Here is a 19969-nt window from a genome sequence, read left to right as displayed (position 1 = left end):
CATGACCATCAACCATCATCCCCCCGAGGATCTGCTGGCCGATTTTGCCGCCGGCCGGCTTGACGAGGCCGACCGCCTTGTCATCGGCGTCCATGCAGCACAATGCCCGCGGTGCCAGCGCTTCATCGCCGCGATCGAGCAGCTCGCCGGTGCCGCGCTCGAGCAAGCGCCCCCGGTCGCAATGGCCGACGACGCGTTCGCAACGCTCTTGGCCAGAATCGATGAACCGGCGTCACCGCCGGCGGCGGCCTCCTCGCAACCGGTGCAGCTGCTCGACGACGACCTCCCGGAGATCCTGCTGCGTTGCCGGTTCGGCAAGAGCCGGCGCGTCGCGCCTGGGGTCAAGATGCAGCCGATCATCCTGCCCGGCGCGGACAAATCGCGCGCGTTTCTGCTGTGGTCGGCACCCGGCACGCGCATGCTGGAGCACACGCACACCGGGACGGAGCTGACGCTGGTGCTCAAAGGCAGCTTCAGCCATCAGGGCGGCGAATATCGGCCCGGCGATTTCGACTTCGGCGACGGCGAGGTCGATCATCAGCCGATCGTCGGCAGCGACATGCCGTGCCTGTGCCTCGTCGCAATGAGCGGGGATTTGCAGATGCACGGCTGGCTCGGCCGGTTGATCTCCCCGTTCGTGCGGCTTTGAACGCCCTCATGTGATCCAGTCGCGCTGCGCGGTCGTTCTCTTGGCAGATCAGGCTGGAGGACGAGGACATGAGCTGCGGCAGATTGACGGCACGGGATCCGACGATCGAGCGCTTGAGCCATCTTCTCGCCCGGGTCGGGCGCGGCGACCAGCGGGCCTTCGCCGAACTTTTTGCCGCGACGCGCAACAAGCTTCGCAAGACCGCCCACTCGATCGCGCCATCCAGCGCTGATATCGACGACCTCCTCCAGGAGGCCTATCTGAAGATCTGGAAGCATGCAGCTCACTTCGATCCAGGCCGCTCCTCGCCGATCACCTGGATGTGCGCGATCATGCGCCACACGGCGATCGACGCAGCGCGGCTCAAGCAAATGCCGATCGCGGATTTCGACGAAGCCCTGTCGGTGCCCGACCTTTCCGAGTCCGACGACGCATTCGACTACGACCTCGCCCAACCCATCGCGATCCGCGCCATCCAACGGCTCCCGGATCAACGCCGGCAATTGCTGTCGCTGGCCTATCTCGACGGTGAAAGCAGGCTGATGTTGGCGCAGCGCTTTGGGGTGCCGGTCGGCACGATCAAAACCTGGCTGCGGCGGACCCTGGACTCCGTTCGGCGCGATTGCGTCGCCGGCGAGGCCAGCGGTCCAGTGGCGCAGACCGGCTGAGCCGCGCTCTCGGCTATTTCTGCGGCCCCGACAGCGAAATATCGCGCTCGGCGCGGAAGACGTTGCTGTAGAGATTGGCGATCCACTGCCGGCCGATCTCGGTCTTGTTGAGATAGCCGATCTCGGTCTGGATGTGCGGTGCGACGCTATTCCAATAGAATTGTGGATAGCGGTTCACGATGTCGGCGGGCGAGTCGTAGCCGAGTTGGCGGTTCATGCCGACCTCCTCGAACTCGTAATAGAGCGCATTGGCCTTGCGCAGATAATTGGGATCGCCGAGCTGCCCGATGAAGTCCGCGGCGCGCAGGGTCGCGGAATCGTCGTCATATTCCTGGCCTTGCTGGGCTGGAAACCGCGTGCCCTCGATCGCACGCGCAATGCGTTCGGGATCGAGCCCCGGAATATGCCGCAACCGCTTCTTTACATAAAGTTTCGACCGGTCAACGTGATACACCATCAAGCTGGCGTCGGATGCGCCGCGCGGCAGCGAGACCTTGGTGCCGGCCGCGTCGATGACGAAGCCGTCTTCATCATCCTCCTCGAACAGGCCGCGCACATAGCCGATGTCATGAGCAAGACAAGCGATCAGGACGTGAATGTAGTCCTCAGCGTCCAAATGGGTGTGGAGATATCGGCCACTGAGGATGGAATGACCCGCCAAGGTCACCAGCATCGTGTGCTCGATGTTGTGATAGAGCGCGTCGCTATTGCCAATACATTCCATCGTGGTGCGGGTGGCACTCTCGATAATGTTCGCCGCGACGTCGCCGAACCTGCGACGCATGAAGGTGCCCAGCAGCTTCTCCAGGGACTCAGCCGCCAGTCGCGGTAACGTCATCATGGATGCAGCCCCGTCTGTCGGTGGTGTCCCACGCTAGCTCCTGACGCCTCATACTCGCCCCTCGACGCAGGTTCAGCATAGCCCAATCTGGGGCGGCTGGCCAAATCCGGGACCAAAAATACGTAAATATGATATTGTGCCGCCGCGCAGTATCATGGTTGCGGTCACGGGTCGATGCACCCGGCGGCGAGGCCGTGCGGCGGCTCGTCAGCCCGGCCAATGGCCGACCGTTCATCTTGTGAGGAATGACTGAACGCGAGGTGGGTCCCCGTCGCGATCGGGCTAAGGCGCCTGCACCGCGTTGCGGACAGCGGCGTCAATTTCCTCGTGCAAAGCGCGCGAGCATCCCGTCGAACGCGACCTTGATGCTGCGGATGTACGGGTCCTTGTAAGGAAATTCCGGATTCTGGTCGTGCACCAGCATGGAGGCATTGACCTCGAACACGACGAGATCACCGTCCCGGTCGAGACCGCAATCGATGCCGAAATAGTCGAGACCGATGCGATCGCGAATGACTCGCAACGCCTGATAATGGGCCGCGCCGAAGACCTGCCCGGGCGCGCGCAGGAAAAGCTCCTCCTCGTCCTGCATCCAGGCGTGATACCCCATGTCGGTGGCATCGCGATGGAGCTTCCAGTCGTCTCCGATCGCCAGATGATAAGGCAGGATCTCCTCGCCGATGAACAAGAACCGGTATTTGCGAAAGAAGCCGTCGGCGGAGCGATAGTCGATATAATCGATCACGTAGCGGTCATGATCGGCATGGGCCGCAAGGAACGCGGCCAGCGCCGCGGCGTCCTCGAGCTTCTCGAAGACGTCGCCGCCATGCATGCCGGCCTGGCGCGCCAGCAGCGGAAAGACAAGCGCGAGGCCGTCGGGAAGCCCCTCGCCGGCCGCAATGCGGATCGTGCGCGGCACCCGGCAGCCCTCGACGTCGGTGAGTGCCAGCGCGGTGGCATCTCGCGTGGTGTTCTGGATCTTTGCGGGATCGTTGACGATCGGCTTGCCAAGGCTGCGTGCAATCGCGGTGGCGAGCGGAAGCACCTCCGCGCCCTGGTCGGCGTCGGAGACGAGGTTGACCACGACGTCAGCCTCGCGCGCGAGCAGCGCAAGATCAGGCTGGCTGCCGGGCAGCAGCGACAGGATGCTGGTCTGGTAGGCGCAGTCCTTGAAGAGGAATTCGACCGGCGTGTTGCCGACGAAGGGCGCAAACAGCGCCAGCGCCCGAAACGCCGGCGGCGATGTGGTGGCGGGCCTGCGCAGGATCGGATGCACTTGCGCGGCAAGGGCGTAGGCAGCCTGCGCCGCGGCCTGCTCGCCCCGCGCCTGACGGATCGCCCCGACCCAGTAGAAATTCTCCGCCTGTCCGGGCGCGAGCGCCACGGCCCGCTCGAACTGCGCCACGGCGTCCTCCGTCTCGCCAAGCTCGAAGCAGACCTTGCCAAGCTGGCTGCGGAGGTCGGCATCCTCCGGTGTCTCCCCGAGCAATTCGAGCAGCAGCGTCCTCGCGATCGCGAATTGCCGCGTCGTCACCAGCGCCTGGACCAGATTCGTGCGCGACGGCCGGTGGCCCGGGTTGCGCCGGAGCGCCTCGAGGTAAAGCGCGATCGCATCCTGTGTCTGCCCGCGGCGCTGATGCACGATGCCGAGATTGCACCAGCAGGCGACGAGATGCGGCGCGATACGCAAGGCCGCCTTGTAGTGCTCCCCCGCAGACGCGATATCGTCGCAGAGCATGAAGGCATTGGCGAGGGCGGCGTGAAGATCCGCAACACAATCGACGGCCACGCCGATCGACGCCGTGGCCGCACGCGCGAGCCCGACCTGAAAGACGGCGATCGCATGCCTGATCTCGCCACGCCGGTAGTGCTCGCGTCCGGCGCGCAGCATGTCGGAAACATCAGGCGTGCCGGTGGCAGGCGCTGCGAGAGCCATCGAAGGTGACGTCATGTGCTCTCCGGAGGTGACGCCGTGAAGGTGACACCATGCAAATTGATCGCCGGCGCGATGCCGTAGTGATTGCCGCCGAAGGCGCGCATGCGGCGCCACAGCTCGTCCCTGGAAATGTCGAGCGGGATGTCACAGACCTGCCGATAGCTGCGGCGCGTATTGGTGCGGCCGCTCCAGGACAGCGCACACCGCGGCGTCAGCGACGTCTCGCGCGCCAAAGGCTCCGCCCACACTTCGAACAATTGCAGCAAATGCGCATAGGCGAGCTCGCCGAGCCCCATGAGGGTGCAGGCAAGCGGAATCGGGAACGACACGACGTCGAGGATCGCACCGGAATCGACCCGTTCGGCCATGGCATGAAAGGTCACACCAAAGCTATCTGCGCGGTCATAGAGCGCGAAATGGGCCGGAGCCCAGCCCGGATAGTTCGGCGGCCCCGGATGAAAATTGTAGGCGCCGTGGCCGAAGCGCGCGAGCAGGTCGGCCGGCACGATGACGCCCGACGCGAAGGCGACAAGCCGGGCCTTGCGGAGCGAAGTGGGCTCGAGCTTGCGAAGCCCGGCGATATCAGACACCGGCCAGATCGTCAGGTCCGGCCTGAAACTTCGCAGGATCCGCGACAGTGCCACCTGTTCGGCAGCGTCCGTCAGCAATGCAAGTCCCTCGACCATCGGCTCGGCTTCAGCAGCGTTAAAAGTGAGCCAATATGTCGCGGGGTAGCGTTAACAGCGTGTTAATGAACAGCCGTTCGTCACATCCAGGAAACACGATGAAACAAATTTCCTGCACTTGGACGCATTCGGTCACAAAAGGGAATCGGTGAAACTACGGTCACTCCACCAGCAGCACGTCCACGGCAACGCCGAGCTTCTGCTTCGGCGAGCCGACGATGATGCCGTCGACGGGGGACACATCGGAGAAGTCGCGAGCGACCGCCAGGACGATGTGATCGTTGGCGACCAGGAGATCGTTGGTCGGATCGAAGTCGATCCAGCCGAGCTCCGCCCCGCACCACAGCGACACCCAGGCATGCGTCGCGTCCGCGCCCTGCAGGCGCGGCTGGCCCGCCGGCGGAATGGTGCGCAAGTAACCGCTGACATAGGCGGCCGGCAAGCCAAGCCCGCGCAGCCCTGCGATCATCACATGGGCAAAGTCCTGGCAGACGCCGTGACGCTTGTCGAAGACTTCGTTGAGCGGCGTCGAAATCACGGTGGCCTTGGGGTCGTAGCGAAACTCGGTGCGGATGCGATGCATGAGATCGACCGCACCGGCGAGAATGCCCGCGCCCGACGCAAAGCTCTCGGCCGCATAGGCACTGACCGGACGCAGCACCGGCACCAGCGGGCTCGCAAAGACATAACCGACCGGTGAGGACGGCCCGAGGCTCGTCGCCTCGAACGCGATGTCGCGGATGCTCTCCCACGATGGGCTCGCGGCATCGCGCGCCGGCGGCTTCCGCTCGACGGAGATGCGCGAGCGCGAGTCGATGCGCAAATTGCGATGCGCGGCCTCGATCACGATGCTCTCGGTCAGCGTGCCGAAGAAGTCGCGGCGGACGTGACGCTCGGACGGACGCGGACGGATCTCGACCTTGTGCGAGATCAGCTCCTGGCCGTTCCCGCTCTTTGGCTCGAGCCGCAGCGTGCAGCGGGCGAAGCTGACCGGGTTCTCATACTCGTAGGTGGTGACGTGCCTTATGTCGTAGATCACGCCAGCCCCGTCAGCTTTTCCGGCCGGCTTGCGTTGGGGCCGTGCGGGAAATAATGCAGCCCGATCGCTTCGGCGAGGCTGAGCAGATCCTGCTCCAGCGCGAACAGGGTTTTGACCTCGAGCTTCTCGGCCTCGGCCGTGGCGAGCATCGACTGCACGGCCACCGCAAGCCGCTGCGGTTGCTCGATCAGGCCATGCTCCTTCAGGCTTGGCAGTGCCGCGATATGCTCGTTCAGGGTCATTACCTGGAACGCGACCGAACGTGGATTGTAGCAGTCGAGCACAGCGAGGTCGCGCACCGGTGCGAGGATCGGCGCCAGCAGATAGCGCGAGCGATAGGTGATCTGGGAATCCACCAGCGTCAGCAGGATGTCGAGGTCCTCGTCGCCGGCCTCGTCATAGGCAAACTGCCGCGCGAAGCGCGCGGTGTTGATGGCGCGCTCGGTGCGGCGGCCGATATCGAGGAAGCGCCAGCCGGCGGCGCGGTTCATGTTCTCCTGCGCAAGGCCCGCGAAGCTCGCAAGCTCCTGCAAGGTCAGTTCGGCCGCGCTCAGCACGCTGTCGTCGTCCTCGACCTCGTAGGAGAGCCGATCGGCCATCTCGGTGATGACCTGCCAGGCATCGGGCGACAGCCGCTCGCGCAACGAGGTCGCCGTGCGCAGCGCCGAACGCACCAGCGACAGCGCCGAGCCGAAACGCTCAGGGCTCTGCAACGCTTCGGCGACGATGCGCCCAGGCGCCGCGCGCGAGGTCTGCGAGATGGCGCCCCAGGTCACCAGCAGGCGCTGGATCCGTTCGGCCGATTGCAGCGAGGCCGCGGTGCCCTTGTTGGGTCCGCTCGGCGAGCCCAGCGCACGCACCAGCCGCAGCGTCGCTTCGGCGCGTTCGAGATAGCGGCCGAGCCAGAACAGATTGTCGGCGGCACGGCTCGGCAGCACGCCGGCGATGCGGCGGATCCGGACCTTGTCGGTCGCCGGCAGCAGCGACGCGGTCGAGACCTTCTTCTCCGAAACCACCCAGACGTCGGCCGCGCGGGCGCCGTCACCCATCGACACCGCGCGCGCGTCCTGCTGCTCGGCGATCCGGCAGAAGCCGCCCGGCATGATGGCCCAGCCGTCGGGCGTTGCGGCTGCAAACACGCGCAGCACGAAGGGACGCGGCGTGAGCTGCCCCTGCTCCCACACCGGCATGGTCGAGAGACGCACCACCTCCTGGCCGACATAGTCCATGCCGCGCGCATTGATGGCGTCGACCAGGCGCTGATGGCCCGCGGCATCGAGCTCACTTGCGAGCACCGGGCCATTGCTGTCGAAGCCGGGCACGCCGCGCCGGTAGGCACCTTCGATCGCAACCTCGTCGAGCCGCGACAACACCTCGTCGCGCGCCGACTTCTGCCCGCACCACCAGGTGGCGATATGCGGCATCTTCAGCTCTTCGCCGAGCAGGCGACGGCTCAGGGCCGGCAGGAAGCCGAGCAGTGCCCTCGCCTCCAGCACGCCGGAGCCCGGCATGTTGGCGACGACGACGCCGTCCTTGCGCAGCACGTCGATCAGGCCGGGCACGCCGAGATGCGAGGAGGCGTCGAGCTCGAGCGGATCGAGCGAGTTGGAATCGACGCGGCGCAGCAGCACGTCGAGCCGCTTCAGCCCCGCGACGGTCCGGATGTGGATGCGATTGTCGCTGACGGCGAGATCGTCGCCCTCGACCAGCAGGAAGCCGAGATAGCGCGCCAGCGTCGCGTGCTCGAAATAGGTCTCGCTGAAACTGCCGGGCGTGAGCACGCCGATGCGCGGTTCGTCGCGATCGGCGCGCGCGCGAAGCGAGTCGCGGAACGCCTCGAAGAACGGTGCGACGCGCGGCACGTTCATCGACTTGTAGAGATCGGAGAAGGCGCGCGAGAGCACCAGACGATTCTCGAGCGCATAGCCCGCGCCTGACGGCGCCTGCGTCCGATCGCCGAGCACCCACCAGCGGCCGTCGGGCCCGCGACCGACATCGGCGGCATAGAGCGAGAGGTAGCGCCCGCCCGGCGGCGGCACGCCACAGACGGGGCGGAGATATTCGGGGCTGCCGGCGATGGCGCCGGCGGGCAGCGCACCTTCCGCAACCAGCCGGCCCTCGCCATAGATGTCGCGCAGCACGAGCTCCAAGAGCTCGGCGCGCTGGGTGATGCCGGCGGAGAGCTGCTTCCAGTCGGCCTCGTCGATCAGCAGCGGCAGATGGCTGATCGACCAGGGCCGGTCGGCGGTTTCGCCGGGGGCACGGTAGGTGACGCCGGCCTCGCGCAGATGGCGGTCGGCCATGCCGAAGCGCCGCTCGACCTCGTCGGGCGCGAGTCCGCCGAAGGCATCGAAGAAGCGGCCCCAGACCGGGCGCGGGGCCCCGTCGGCCCCCAGGAATTCGTCGGGAATGCCGGGCAGGCGGCGATAGTCGCGGACCCATTGCGCGAGGCGGCGCTGGCCGTCGCGCTGGCTCTCGCGCTGTCCTTCGCGCTGTCCTGGCGCCTTACCCGCCTTGTCGTCCTGTGCCGCGCCCTCGCCCATGCGCCTCTCCCTGCCCCTCCATCATACTCATTGCAGAAGCGGGGTCCGCAAGTCGAGGGTCAGCGGAAATTCATTTGTGCGTTCCTCGGGCGGTGCCTGCATCGGCCCGGGCGTGTGACCGTGATCCTGGAAGCGCGCCAGCCGCCGCGCCTCGGCCTCGTAGGTGTTGACGGGCTTGGTGTCGTAGTTGCGGCCGCCGGGATGGGCGACGTGATAGACGCAGCCGCCGAGCGAGCGGCCGTTCCAGGTGTCGATCAGGTCGAAGGTCAGCGGCGCGTGGACCGGGATGGTCGGGTGCAGGCCGGAGGCCGGCTGCCAGGCCTTGAAGCGGACGCCGGCCACGGCCTCGCCCGAGCGGCCGGTCGAGGTCATCGGCAGGCGGCGGCCATTGCAGGTGATGATATGGCGGCCCTCGACGAAGCCCTCGGCCTTGACCTGGAGCCGTTCGACCGAGCTATCGACATAGCGCACGGTGCCGCCGGCCGAGCCCTCCTCGCCCAGCACGTGCCAGGGCTCCAGCGCCTGCCTCAGCTCCATCGTGACGCCGCCATGGTGGACGCGACCGAAGGCGGGGAAGCGGAATTCGAGCTGGGCCAGATACCATTCCGGCTCAAATGGATAGCCGGAGCTCTTGAGCTCTGAGAGCACGTCCTGAAAGTCTTCCCAGATGAAATGCGGCAGCATGAAGCGGTCATGCAGCGCGGTGCCCCAGCGCACGAACTTGCCCTGTTGCGGCTCGCGCCAGAATTTTGCGATCAGCGCGCGGATCAGGAGCTGCTGTGCCAGCGACATCCGCGGATCCGGCGGCATTTCGAGCGCGCGGAATTCGACGAGGCCGAGCCGGCCGGTCGGACCATCGGGCGAATAGAGCTTGTCGATGCAGATCTCGGCACGATGGGTGTTGCCGGTGATGTCGACGAGCAGATGCCGGAACAGACGATCGACCAGCCACAGCGGCGTCTGGTAGCCCGGCGGCGGGACGTGCGAGAGCGCGATCTCGAGCTCGTAGATGCTGTCGTGACGGGCCTCGTCGATGCGCGGCGCCTGGCTGGTCGGACCGATGAAGAGGCCGGAGAAGAAATAGGACAGCGACGGATGCCGCTGCCAGTACAGCACCAGGCTCTTCAACAGATCGGGCCGGCGCAGGAACGGCGAATCCTGTGGGCTCGAGCCGCCGACGACGACGTGATTGCCGCCGCCGGTGCCGGTGTGGCGGCCGTCGACCAGGAAGCGGTTGGCGCCGAGACGTATCTTGCCGGCATCCTCATAGAGCCCGACGGTGATGTCGACCGCCTCGCGCCAATTCCTGGCCGGCTGAACGTTGACCTCGATCACGCCGGGGTCAGGCGTCACCTTGATCACCTCGATGCGCGGATCGAACGGCGGCGCATAGCCTTCGACATGGACCTGAAGCTGCATCTCCTCGGCGGTGGCTTCGACCGCCGCGATCATTTCGAGATAATCCTCGATGCGCTCGACCGGCGGCATGAAAGCGCAGATCACGCCATCACGGACCTCGATCGACAACGCCGTGCGGACGGGGACGGACGTGTTGAGCTTCTCCGGCGCGACCCGCGGTGGCGATTTCGGGCGCTCCGGGAGCGTGAACACCGGCAGCTTGCCGCGCGCCTCCATCGGATCCTGCTCGACGATGTAGGGATATTCGCCGGGCGGCACATAGCCGAGCGAGCCGATCGGCAGGCGTAGACCGAGAGGGGAATCACCCGGCATCAGGAACAGATGATTGCGCCGGAGTTGCCAGCGCTCGCTGCGCCAGCGCGGCGGCGCGTTCCAGCGCTGCACCGGCAGCACGTAGCCGCGTGGCTTGCGGAGGCCCTCATTGAACACCCGCGCCATGCGCGCGCGGTCCTCCGGATTGGACAATTTGGAGTCGGAGGGATCGACGTTGACGGGAAGCTCGGCCTCTTTCAGCAGCCAGTAGGCGGTGTCCTCATAGGCCGGAATGATGTAGCCGGGATCGAGCCCGAGCCGCGCCGCCGTGCCCTCCATGAAGTCTTCGGCGTCCTCGGTCATGGCGCGCTTGGGATTCTCGATCCTGGCGATGAGGTCGCCATTCTTCCAGATCGGCACGCCGTCCTTGCGCCAGTACAGGCCAAAGGCCCAGCGCGGCAGACTCTCGCCCGGATACCATTTGCCCTGGCCGTAATGCAGCAGGCCGCCGGGCGCGAAGCGCGTGCGCAGGCGGCGGATCAAATCGTCGCCGAGCGCGCGCTTGGTCGGGCCCACCGCTTCCGTATTCCACTCCGCCGCTTCGAGATCATCCACGGACACGAAGGTCGGCTCGCCGCCCATGGTGAGGCGCACGTCCTGGGCAGCAAGATCGCCGTCGACCTGCTCGCCGAGATCGTTGAGCCGCGTCCAGGATTCGTCGGAGAACGGTTTTGTAATGCGCGGCGCTTCGCGGATACGGCGGACGCTCATGTCGAAGGCGAATTCGACCTCGGCAAAGCCGGCACCGCCGGAGATTGGAGCTGCCGAACGATAATGCGGCGTGGCGGCGACGGGGATGTGCCCCTCGCCTGCGAGCATGCCCGAGGTCGCGTCAAAACCGATCCAGCCCGCACCCGGTAGATAGACCTCGGCCCAGGCGTGCAGATCGGTGAAGTCGTTCTCCACTTCCGGCGGGCCCTCGATCGGATCGATGTCGGGACGGATCTGGATCAGATAGCCGGAGACGAAGCGCGCGGCGAGGCCGAGATGGCGGAAGGTCTGGATCAACAGCCAGGCGGAGTCGCGGCACGAGCCGGCGCAGGAGGTGAGCGTCTCCTCCGGCGTCTGCACGCCGGGCTCCATGCGGATGACGTAGTTGATCTTCTGTTGCAGCGCCCTGTTCAGGTCGACCAGGAAGTTGACCGTGTTCGGGGCTTCGCGCGGGATCGAGGCGAGATATTTTGCGAAAGCGGGCTCGGGCTTGATGGTCTCGAGATACGGCGCCAGCTCGGTCTTGAGATCCTTCGGATATTCGAACGGAAAGCTGTCGGCGTAGGGCTCGACGAAGAAGTCGAACGGGTTGACCACGGTCATCTGCGTCGTGAAGTCGACCTCGAATTTCAGCTCGGTGGTCTTCTCCGGAAAGACGTAGCGCGCGAGCCAGTTGCCCTGCGGGTCCTGCTGCCAGTTGACGAAGTGATTGGCGGGGGTGACCTTGAGCGAATAGCTCAGGATCGGCGTGCGCGTATGCGGCGCCGGCCGCAGGCGGATGGTCTGCGGTCCCAGATCGATCGGGCGGTCGTATTTGTAGTGCGTGACGTGGTGTAATGCGACGTAGATCGACACGGGGTACGGTGCTCCAGCAGCTTTTTTGAGCAGAACACCGCTGGTGACCTCGATCAAGCATTAACAACGGGCAGACCGTGCCTACGGCACGGGCTGCTCGCGCATTACATCGTCGCGCCAAGCACCCAGGGCGCGAACTCGGCGCCGCCGAAATCGAAGCTTTCGCTCTTGGTCGGCTGGCCGGACGCGGTCTTGAGGATGAGATCGAAGATGCGCTGGCCGCACTCCTGCACGCTCTCCTCGCCTTCGAGGATAGTGCCGCAATTGACGTCCATGTCCTCTTCCATGCGCTTGTACATGGGCGTGTTGGTCGCGAGCTTGATCGAGGGCGCGGGCTTGCAGCCGAACACGCTTCCGCGGCCGGTGGTGAAGCAGACGAGATTGGCACCGCCGGCGACCTGGCCGGTAGCGGCGACCGGATCGTAGCCGGGCGTATCCATGAACACGAAGCCGCGCTTGGTCACGGGCTCCGCGTAGCGCAGCACGTCGACCAGATTGGTGGTACCGGCCTTGGCCATCGCGCCGAGTGATTTCTCCAGGATGGTGGTGAGACCGCCGGCCTTGTTGCCGGGGCTGGGATTGGCGTTCATCTCGGCGCCTTCGCGCTCGGTGTACTCGTCCCACCAGCGCATCAGATCGACCAGCTTCTCGCCGACCTCGCGGCTGACCGCGCGGCGCGTCAAGAGATGCTCGGCGCCGTAGGTCTCGGGCGTCTCCGACAGGATGACGGTGCCGCCGTGACGCACGATGAGATCGCTGGCCGCACCGAGCGCCGGGTTCGCCGACACGCCGGAATAACCGTCCGAGCCGCCGCATTGCAGCGCCACGGTGAGCTCGCTCACCGGCACGGACTCGCGCTTGACCTTGTTGGAATCGGCGAGCGCCTCGCGCACGAAGGCAATGCCGGCTTCCACGGTCTTGCGGGTGCCGCCGACTTCCTGGATGTCCATCGCGCGCAGGCGACCGGCGAGCTTCTGCTCTTCCATCAAACCGCCGATCTGGTTCACCTCGCAACCGAGGCCGAGCACGATGACGTGGGAGAAGTTGACGTGCCGCGCATAGCCGCCGAGCGTGCGGCGGAGCAGCGCGAGCGGCTCGTTCTGGGTCATGCCGCAGCCGGTCTTGTGGGTCAGCGCGACGACACCATCGACATTGGGGAATTCAGCCAGCGGATTGTCGCCGGTGAAGGGATTCTTCTTGAAGACGTCGGCGACGAGACCCGCGACATGCGCGCTGCAATTCACCGAAGTGAGAATGCCGATATAGTTGCGCGTGGCGACGCGGCCGTCCGGGCGGCGGATGCCCTCGAAGGTCGCCGGCAGGTCGAAGTTCGGCGTCGGCTTGACGTCGGCGCAATAGGCGTAGTCCTTGGCGAAATCGCCCATGCCGATGTTCTGGACGTGCACGTGCTGGCCCGGCGCGATGGCTTGGGTGGCAAAGCCGATGATCTGGCCGTAGCGGATCACGGGCTCGCCCACCGCGATCGGCTTGATCGCGACCTTGTGGCCGGAGGGAATGCGCTCGACGGTGGTGACGCCGTCGGCGACCACGGTCCCCGGCGGCAGGCTCGCGCGCGCGATCAGCACGCCATCAGCGGGATGCAGGCGGATGACGGGGCTGATGGTCATGGGAGTCTCCTTGGGTCTCTTACTTCACCTCTCCCCGTTCTTACGGGGAGAGGTCGGATCGCGCAGCGATCCGAGTGAGGGGCAAGCCGCGCGCTCGATCGTTAGACTGGTACGTGTTGAGAGAGGCCCCTCACCCTAACCCTCTCCCCGTAAGAACGGGGAGAGGGAAGAGAGAGAGCGATCAGGCCTTGCCGCCCGAATCCTTGCGGGTCGCGTTGACCTGCATCTTGGCGTAGGTGGTCATCATGCCGACCTCGTTCGAGAGGGTCACCAGCTTGAAGCCCATGTTGATGGCGCGCGTGGCACCCTCAGCGCCGCTGCAGTGGATGCCCGGGAACAGCCCGCGCTTGTCGCATTCCTTGATGATCTTGTCGTAGATCGCGAGAATCTCCGGTTCGGTACGGTCGAGCTTCGGCTCGAGGCCGTAGGAGAAGCCGAGATCGGACGGCCCGATATAGACGCCATTGAGGCCTTCGACGTCGAGGATCGCTTCCATGTTCTCGACCGCGGTCTTGGTCTCCATCATCGGCAGCAGCACGATGTCGTCGTTGGCCGTCTTCTGATAGGAGCCCGCGGTGCCGTACATGCCGGCGCGGATCGGACCGTTGGAGCGGACGCCCTTCGGCGGATATTTCGAATAGGAAACGAGGTTCTTGGCTTCCTGGGGCGTGTTGACCATCGGGCAGATCACGCCATAGGCGCCGCCGTCGAGCACCTTGCCGATGATGCCGGGCTCGTTCCAGGGCACGCGGACCATCGGGGTGACCGGATGCTTGTCCATGGCCTGGAAGCACTGCACCATCGAGAGGTAATCCTGCACGCCGTGCTGCATGTCGACGGTGACGCTGTCGAAGCCGCATTGCGCGATCATCTCAGCCGAGAAGCCGGAGGGAATAGCGAGCCACGCGTTGACCACGGCCTTGCCCGACTTCCAGATTTCCTTGACCTTGTTCGCCACGTTGCCTTCCTTCTTCGTTGTTTGGACCGTGTTTTTTGGACCGTGTTTTTGGACCGCGCTGTTTGCACCGCCGTCACCACGCCGGGCGCTGCGACAGCACACCCTCGCTGTTACCGCGAACCGGGTCGCCGCGCTACGCTCGCAATGACGCAAGACCTATGCGCTCGCCTACTGGGGCGGGCCTCGCGGGCGGCGCCACTATCGCCGCCCGGGTGTCATCCCGCAAGGGGAAGCCGCCCGGGTCGTGTCCCGGAACGGAACCCTCGGTCTAGGCGCTCGCCTTGGCATGCCCGCCGAGATAGGCCGCGCGGATCGCCTCGTTGCCCCAGAGTTCGTCCGGCTTACCGCCAAGCACGATACGCCCGGTCTCCAGCACATAGCCGTAATCGGCCACCGACAGGCCCATGCGCGCGTTCTGCTCGACCAGCAGCACGGTCGTATTGCGCCGGATCTCGGAGATGATCTTGAACACGGCCTGCACGATGACGGGCGCCAGCCCAAGCGAGGGCTCGTCCAGCAGCAACAGCCGCGGCTTGGCCATCAGCCCGCGCGCAACCGCCACCATCTGCAACTGGCCGCCGGACAGCGTCCAGCCGAGTGCGTTGCTGAACTTGCGGATATCCGGGAACAGATCGAACATCGCATCCGCCTCGCGCGAGATCTCGGAGGTCGCGGCCCGGCGATTGGACGCGCCGAGCATGATGTTCTCCTTCACCGTCAGACCCGGAAACACACGGCGTCCCTCCGGCACGTGGCTGATGCCCATGCGGACGATCGCTTCCGGGCCGAGGCCCGCGATCGACTTGCCGTCGAACAGGATGTCGCCGGAGGTCGGTTTTGCAAGGCCGGAGATGGCGCGCAGGGTCGTCGATTTGCCGGCGCCGTTGGCGCCCAGCAGCGTCACCACCTGGCCCTGCTCTACGGCGCAGGTCACGCCGCGCAGCGCTTCGATCTCGCCGTAGCGCACCACAAGGTTGCGGATTTCGAGCAACGGCATCATTCGCTCCCGAGATAGGCGGAGACGACGTCGGGATGACGCAGCACGGCCATGGATTCGCCGTCCGCGATACGGCGTCCGAAGTTGAGCACGGTAATGTGCTGGGCGGCTTCCGAGACCAACGTCATGTCGTGATCGATGATCAGGATGGTGAGCCCTTGCGCGGCGATACGCTTGAGCAGCTCATGCAGCTCGAGCTTCTCGGTCGAGTTCAGACCGGCCGCGGGCTCGTCGAGCAGCAGCAAAGTCGGGTTCGACGCCAGCGCACGCGCGATCTCGATCAGGCGCTGATGGCCGTAGGAGAAGCTCGAGATCAGCTCGTTGGCGCGGTTGCCGAGGCCAACGAAGGTGAGCGCCTCCATCGCGCGTTCGGTGAGCGCGTCGTCGCCCTTCCCGACCATGGTGTTGCCGGGCCGTTCCGCGCCGATCTCGACATTCTCCAGCGCCGTCATCGAACGGAACAGGCGGATGTTCTGGAAAGTGCGGCCGAGACCCGATGCCGTGCGCTGATGCGGCGGCATGTGGGTGATGTCGGTGCCGTCGAGCACGATCTTGCCCGCGGTCGCCACATAGAGACCCGATAGCACGTTCAGCGTCGTGGTCTTGCCGGAGCCGTTCGGCCCGATCAGCGCATGCACGCCGCCGCGCTTCACGGCGATGTCGACGCCGTCGACGGCCTTGAGACCACCGAAATGCTTCGACAGGCCGGTGACTTCCAGCACGATGTCCCCGCCGACGCTGGCCGGCTTCAGCTGCAAAGCAGCGGCAGCCGGCGTGGCCTTGATCTTGGCACGCCAGCGCGTGAAGGCGTCGGCGACAAAGCCCCAGATGCCGTCGGGCATGAAGCGGATGATCAGGATCACGAACAGGCCGTAGATGGCGAGGTACAGGCCCGGCACGCTCTTGAGGAAGCGCAGCCATTCCGGGATCAGGATCAGCAGGCCCGTACCGATCGCAGAGCCGATCGGCGAGGCCACGCCGCCGAGCAGCGACATGGTCAGGAACACGATCGATTCCGCGAACGAGAACTGATCGGGGCTGACATAGGCGAAGCCGCCGGCGAACAATCCACCCGCGAGACCGCCGAGCAGTGCACAGAGCGCAAAGGCGTAGATCTTGGTGCGGAAGACGTCGATGCCGTTGACGCCGGCCGCCAGCTCGTTGTCGCGCACCGCGCGCATGGCGCGGCCGAGCTTGGTATCGGCGAGATGCCAGACCAGGTAGCCGACGATCGCGAGCATCGCGACGCAGAAGGCGAGATAGCTCTGCGACGACTGGAACAGCTCCGGACGCTTGATGTTGGGGACGCCGTCGGGTCCATGCGTCAGCCAGATCGCGTTGATCATGACCAGCGTGACGATCTGCTGGAACGAGATCGTCACCATCGCGAGGTAATGGCCGCCGAGCCGCAAGGTCGACATGCCGAGCAAAGCGCCGGCGAGCAGCGAGATCAGGCAGCCGCCGACGAGGCACAGCCAGAAGCTGACCCCGAGGTCCGTCGTGCCGATGCCGACCGCGTAAGCGCCGAGCCCGAAGAACGCGGCCTGCGCCAGGTTGATCTGGCCGCACAGGCCGAGCACGACGGAGAGGCCGAACACCGCGATCGCGAATGTCGTGGCCTGCAGCAGGATGTTATGGACGTATCCGTCGAAGCGCATGGTCGCGGCGAGTGTGACCAGGATCGCCGCGCCGATGAAATACGGCAGGTGCCGGAGCAGCAGCGGCTTCGAGTGGATGGCGGGCGCCGGAATCGGCATGTTGTCGCTGGGGGCGCTCATGCTTTTTCCGCCACGCGTTCGCCGAAGATGCCCTGCGGCCGGAAGATCAGGAAAGCGATCAGCACCAGGAAGGCGAAGCCGTCCTTGTACGGCACCGAGACATAGGCCGCGCCAAAGGTCTCGATCACGCCGAGCGCGAGCCCGCCGATGATGGCGCCGGCGACGTCGCCGAACCCACCAATAATCGTGGCAGCAAATGCCTTCAGCGCGATGGTCGAACCCATCTGGATCGAGACGAACAACACGGGCGCGACCAGGATGCCGGCGAGACCACCGAGCACCGCCGAATAGATGAAGGTGATCATGATCATGGTCGAGACGGAAATGCCGAGCAGCGAGGCCATCTCCTTGTCCTGCGAGGTCGCCTGCAGCTTCTTGCCGAGCAGCGTCTTCTCGAAGAACCAGAAGTTGAAGATCACGAGGCAGATCGTGACGCCGATGATCAGCAGATACTGGCTGTCGAGATAGACCGGGCCGAGCTGGATGCCGGGCGTGTCGAACCAGCCCTGCAGCACCTGCGGCTGCGGGCCGTAGATCGCGAGCACGGAATTCGCCAGCAGGATCGAGGCGCCGATGGTGGCGATGATCACGGGCAGATAGGTGCGGTGGCGCAGCGGATAATAGACGCCGAGATTGAAGACGACACCGAGCAGCGCCATGCCGAGCAGCGCGACGATGAAGGCCGCCCAATAGGGCAGACCGGCTTCGACCGCGACGACCATCAGATAGGCCGCGACCATGGAGAACTCGCCTTGGGCGAAATTCACCACATTGGTGGCACGGAAGATCAGCACGAAGCCGAGCGCGACCAGCGCGTAGACGGCGCCGATACCGATGCCGGTAAAGAGCAATTGGAGGGCGAGATCCATGACAAGCTTCTGTTGGAGGTCAGAGTAGTCCACCGAATGACGTATCGACCTCCCCGACCGGAATCGGGGAGGTCGCGAGAACGTCAGTCGTTGAACTCGATGTGCTTGTCGAAGACGATATTGCCCTTGTCGTTCTTCACGATGTTGTAGCCGTGGAGACCATCGCCGTTCTGGTCGAAATTGTATTCGCCTTCGGCGCCGGCGAACTTTTTGGTCGCCAGGATGGCTTCGCGGATCTTGCCGGGATCGGTTGAGCCGGCCTTGTTGATCGCCGCAGCCAAGACGTTGACCGCATCGAACGTCCAGGAGCTCTGGTTGTCCGGCGCGACCTTGACCGCGTCGCGGTAGATCTTGCCGAACGCCTTCGAACCCTCGCTGGAATCCTCGGCATAGTCGGCCACGCCATAGGTGTTGTAGAGCGCGGGACCGGCCAGCTTCAGCGCGGTGATGTTGACGATCGAGGGCGAGCCGACCCACGGGATGTTCACGCCGAGCTGACGGAGCTGGCGGGCGAAGATGCCGAGGTCGTTCTCGAAGGTGAAGTAGGAACCGAGAATCTCGGCGCCCGATTGCTTGATCGCGAGCACGACCGGCGTGAAGTCCTGGCTCTGGTTGGCGTAGCCCTGATCGAGCACCGAGGGGGCCCCGAGCTTTTCCAGCGCGGCCGTCAGCGCCTTGCCGCCGGCCGTGCCGAAGGCGTCGGTCGAGTGCAGCACGGCCCATTTTTTCTTGCCGAGCGTGTTGACGCCGTATTCTGCGATGACGCGGCCGGAATAGCTGTCATTGGGACGGCAGCGGAACAGCCACTGATTGCCCATATGGGTGAGGTTTGGATCGGTGCCCCCGATCATCACGGGCTTGCCGAGCTTGATGACGTCGGGCGCCATCGCATGCACCTGGGTCGAACGGATCGAGCCGAGGAAGCCGACGATATCGGACTGCGCGGCGAGTTTCGAGAACGCGAGCACGATGCCGGGATTGGTGGTCTGGTCGTCCTCGACGATCAGCTCGCCCTGCTTTCCCAGGATACCGCCGGCCTTGTTGACGGCTTCGAGCGCGAGCTTGGCGCCCTTGATGGCGTACCCGCCGGATTCAGCGGCCGGACCGGTGACGGGCGCGCACATGCCGATCTTGATGGTGGCGCCCTGCGCATTTGCGCTCTTGATGAGGTATGGCGCGGCAATGCCGGCAGCAATTCCGGCAGCGAAGTCGCGTCTCGTCAGTCTCATACATTCCTCCCTGGGGCCGGGCATCCTTGTCGGCCCTTCTTTGTTTGGCTTCTGAATACAGAGCCGGATGCTACTTACGGATTCTGCCGGCGTGAGTAAATTGATATTGAGACGTCATCGACTAAGTACGGAGAGTTCACGCCCCGATGGTGATGAACACCTGCGGCGGCGATCTATTCTCAGCTGCTTTTTCCGGGCTTTTCACGCAATTCGCGTCGCGAGCACTGCCCACGACTTATGCAATGATGACAGTCATGCGTGACGGGAACGTCATCATGCAAATTTGCCGTCACGCATCGTCCGTGATCTCGTCACGCGCATCCGCGGAAGCGAGGCACGATTCCAACTCGCCGAGCATCTCCTGCAACTCGGCGAGCTTGCGCGCGCCGAAGCGTTGCGTGATCTCGGCATAGATCGCTTCCGACGACGGCGCGACGGAGGCCATCAGCTTCACGCCCTCTTTCGAAATCGAGACCATGCTGCGGCGCTGGTCCGTCTTCGCCGTCTTGCGCTCGATCAAATGGCGCGCCTCGAGATCGCGCAGGATGCGCGACAGGCTCGGTCCGAGGAGAAATGCTGTGCGGGCGAGTTCCGTGACCTCAGCGGCCTCGATCGACGCCAGCGCGCGCAGGATGCGCCATTGCTGCTCGGTCAGGCCATGCTCGCGCAGCGATGGGCGAAATTGCCGCATCACCGCCTCGCGTGCCCGCAGCAGCGACATCGGCAGCGAGCGCGAGAAGTCGCGCATCGGCACCTGGCGCGCGGCAGTCGCACTTCCGTTGGTAGGATCAGCCGGTCTCTTCGCCATCATGACCTTTCAACGTCGCCCTTTCAAAGCCGCCCCTTCAGAC

The 19969-nt window shown here is 65.2% G+C and carries 15 protein-coding genes; 2 read left to right on the top strand and 13 right to left on the bottom strand.

Annotated elements, in window-relative coordinates:
- Nucleotide 1: 1 nt before the first annotated feature.
- A complete protein-coding gene (locus NLM31_RS14840) occupies nucleotides 2–649 on the top strand; it encodes a ChrR family anti-sigma-E factor (RefSeq protein WP_254192700.1) in 648 nt (215 codons plus the stop codon).
- A gap of 68 nt (nucleotides 650–717) precedes the next feature.
- A complete protein-coding gene (locus NLM31_RS14835; RefSeq protein ID WP_254192699.1) occupies nucleotides 718–1317 on the top strand; it encodes an RNA polymerase sigma factor in 600 nt (199 codons plus the stop codon).
- A gap of 13 nt (nucleotides 1318–1330) precedes the next feature.
- Here the strand turns inward: NLM31_RS14835 and NLM31_RS14830 are convergent, their stop codons facing one another.
- The 13 genes from NLM31_RS14830 to hpaR form a co-directional block, all read right to left on the bottom strand.
- Nucleotides 1331–2158, bottom strand: coding sequence for an HD domain-containing protein (locus NLM31_RS14830; RefSeq protein WP_254130075.1), 828 nt, complete (start codon nucleotides 2156–2158; stop codon nucleotides 1331–1333).
- 316 nt (nucleotides 2159–2474) lie between these two features.
- Nucleotides 2475–4109 (bottom strand): tetratricopeptide repeat protein, encoded by a 1635-nt coding sequence (locus tag NLM31_RS14825; RefSeq protein WP_254192698.1) that lies wholly within the window; start codon nucleotides 4107–4109, stop codon nucleotides 2475–2477.
- Nucleotides 4106–4780 carry a formyltransferase family protein gene (locus tag NLM31_RS14820; protein WP_254192697.1) on the bottom strand — a complete coding sequence of 225 codons (675 nt, stop codon included), beginning with the start codon at nucleotides 4778–4780 and terminating at the stop codon, nucleotides 4106–4108. Before NLM31_RS14820 ends, NLM31_RS14825 begins: the two co-directional genes overlap by 4 nt.
- A gap of 160 nt (nucleotides 4781–4940) precedes the next feature.
- The gene (locus NLM31_RS14815; protein ID WP_254192696.1) at nucleotides 4941–5819 is read right to left on the bottom strand and encodes a transglutaminase family protein; all 879 of its coding nucleotides are present in this window, start codon (nucleotides 5817–5819) and stop codon (nucleotides 4941–4943) included.
- Complete coding sequence (locus NLM31_RS14810) at nucleotides 5816–8362, bottom strand: circularly permuted type 2 ATP-grasp protein (RefSeq protein WP_254192695.1); 2547 nt, start codon at nucleotides 8360–8362, stop codon at nucleotides 5816–5818. The genes NLM31_RS14815 and NLM31_RS14810 overlap by 4 nt, the downstream gene beginning before the upstream one ends.
- 27 nt (nucleotides 8363–8389) lie before the next feature.
- A complete protein-coding gene (locus NLM31_RS14805) occupies nucleotides 8390–11659 on the bottom strand; it encodes a DUF2126 domain-containing protein (protein ID WP_254192694.1) in 3270 nt (1089 codons plus the stop codon).
- Between the two features lie 104 nt (nucleotides 11660–11763).
- Nucleotides 11764–13287: a UxaA family hydrolase gene (locus tag NLM31_RS14800; RefSeq protein ID WP_254130069.1), complete on the bottom strand. Its 1524-nt coding sequence runs from the start codon at nucleotides 13285–13287 to the stop codon at nucleotides 11764–11766.
- A 181-nt stretch (nucleotides 13288–13468) separates the two neighbouring features.
- Nucleotides 13469–14245 (bottom strand): HpcH/HpaI aldolase/citrate lyase family protein, encoded by a 777-nt coding sequence (locus tag NLM31_RS14795; protein ID WP_254192693.1) that lies wholly within the window; start codon nucleotides 14243–14245, stop codon nucleotides 13469–13471.
- 268 nt (nucleotides 14246–14513) lie between these two features.
- A complete protein-coding gene (locus NLM31_RS14790; RefSeq protein WP_254130067.1) occupies nucleotides 14514–15242 on the bottom strand; it encodes an ABC transporter ATP-binding protein in 729 nt (242 codons plus the stop codon).
- Nucleotides 15242–17020, bottom strand: a complete 1779-nt coding sequence (locus tag NLM31_RS14785; protein ID WP_254192692.1) for an ATP-binding cassette domain-containing protein — start codon at nucleotides 17018–17020, stop codon at nucleotides 15242–15244. The genes NLM31_RS14790 and NLM31_RS14785 overlap by 1 nt, the downstream gene beginning before the upstream one ends.
- On the bottom strand, nucleotides 17017–17889 hold the full coding sequence (locus NLM31_RS14780) for a branched-chain amino acid ABC transporter permease (protein ID WP_254130065.1): 873 nt from the start codon (nucleotides 17887–17889) through the stop codon (nucleotides 17017–17019). Before NLM31_RS14780 ends, NLM31_RS14785 begins: the two co-directional genes overlap by 4 nt.
- Before the next feature lie 83 nt (nucleotides 17890–17972).
- Nucleotides 17973–19118: an ABC transporter substrate-binding protein gene (locus NLM31_RS14775; protein ID WP_254130064.1), complete on the bottom strand. Its 1146-nt coding sequence runs from the start codon at nucleotides 19116–19118 to the stop codon at nucleotides 17973–17975.
- Between the two features lie 289 nt (nucleotides 19119–19407).
- Nucleotides 19408–19926, bottom strand: a complete 519-nt coding sequence (hpaR, locus tag NLM31_RS14770; RefSeq protein WP_254196186.1) for a homoprotocatechuate degradation operon regulator HpaR — start codon at nucleotides 19924–19926, stop codon at nucleotides 19408–19410.
- Nucleotides 19927–19969 lie beyond the last annotated feature (43 nt).

The sequence above is a fragment of the Bradyrhizobium sp. CCGUVB4N genome (assembly GCF_024199945.1).
In the GTDB taxonomy this organism is placed as follows: Bacteria; Pseudomonadota; Alphaproteobacteria; order Rhizobiales; family Xanthobacteraceae; genus Bradyrhizobium.
This window is presented reverse-complemented; position numbering and strand designations above follow the sequence as displayed.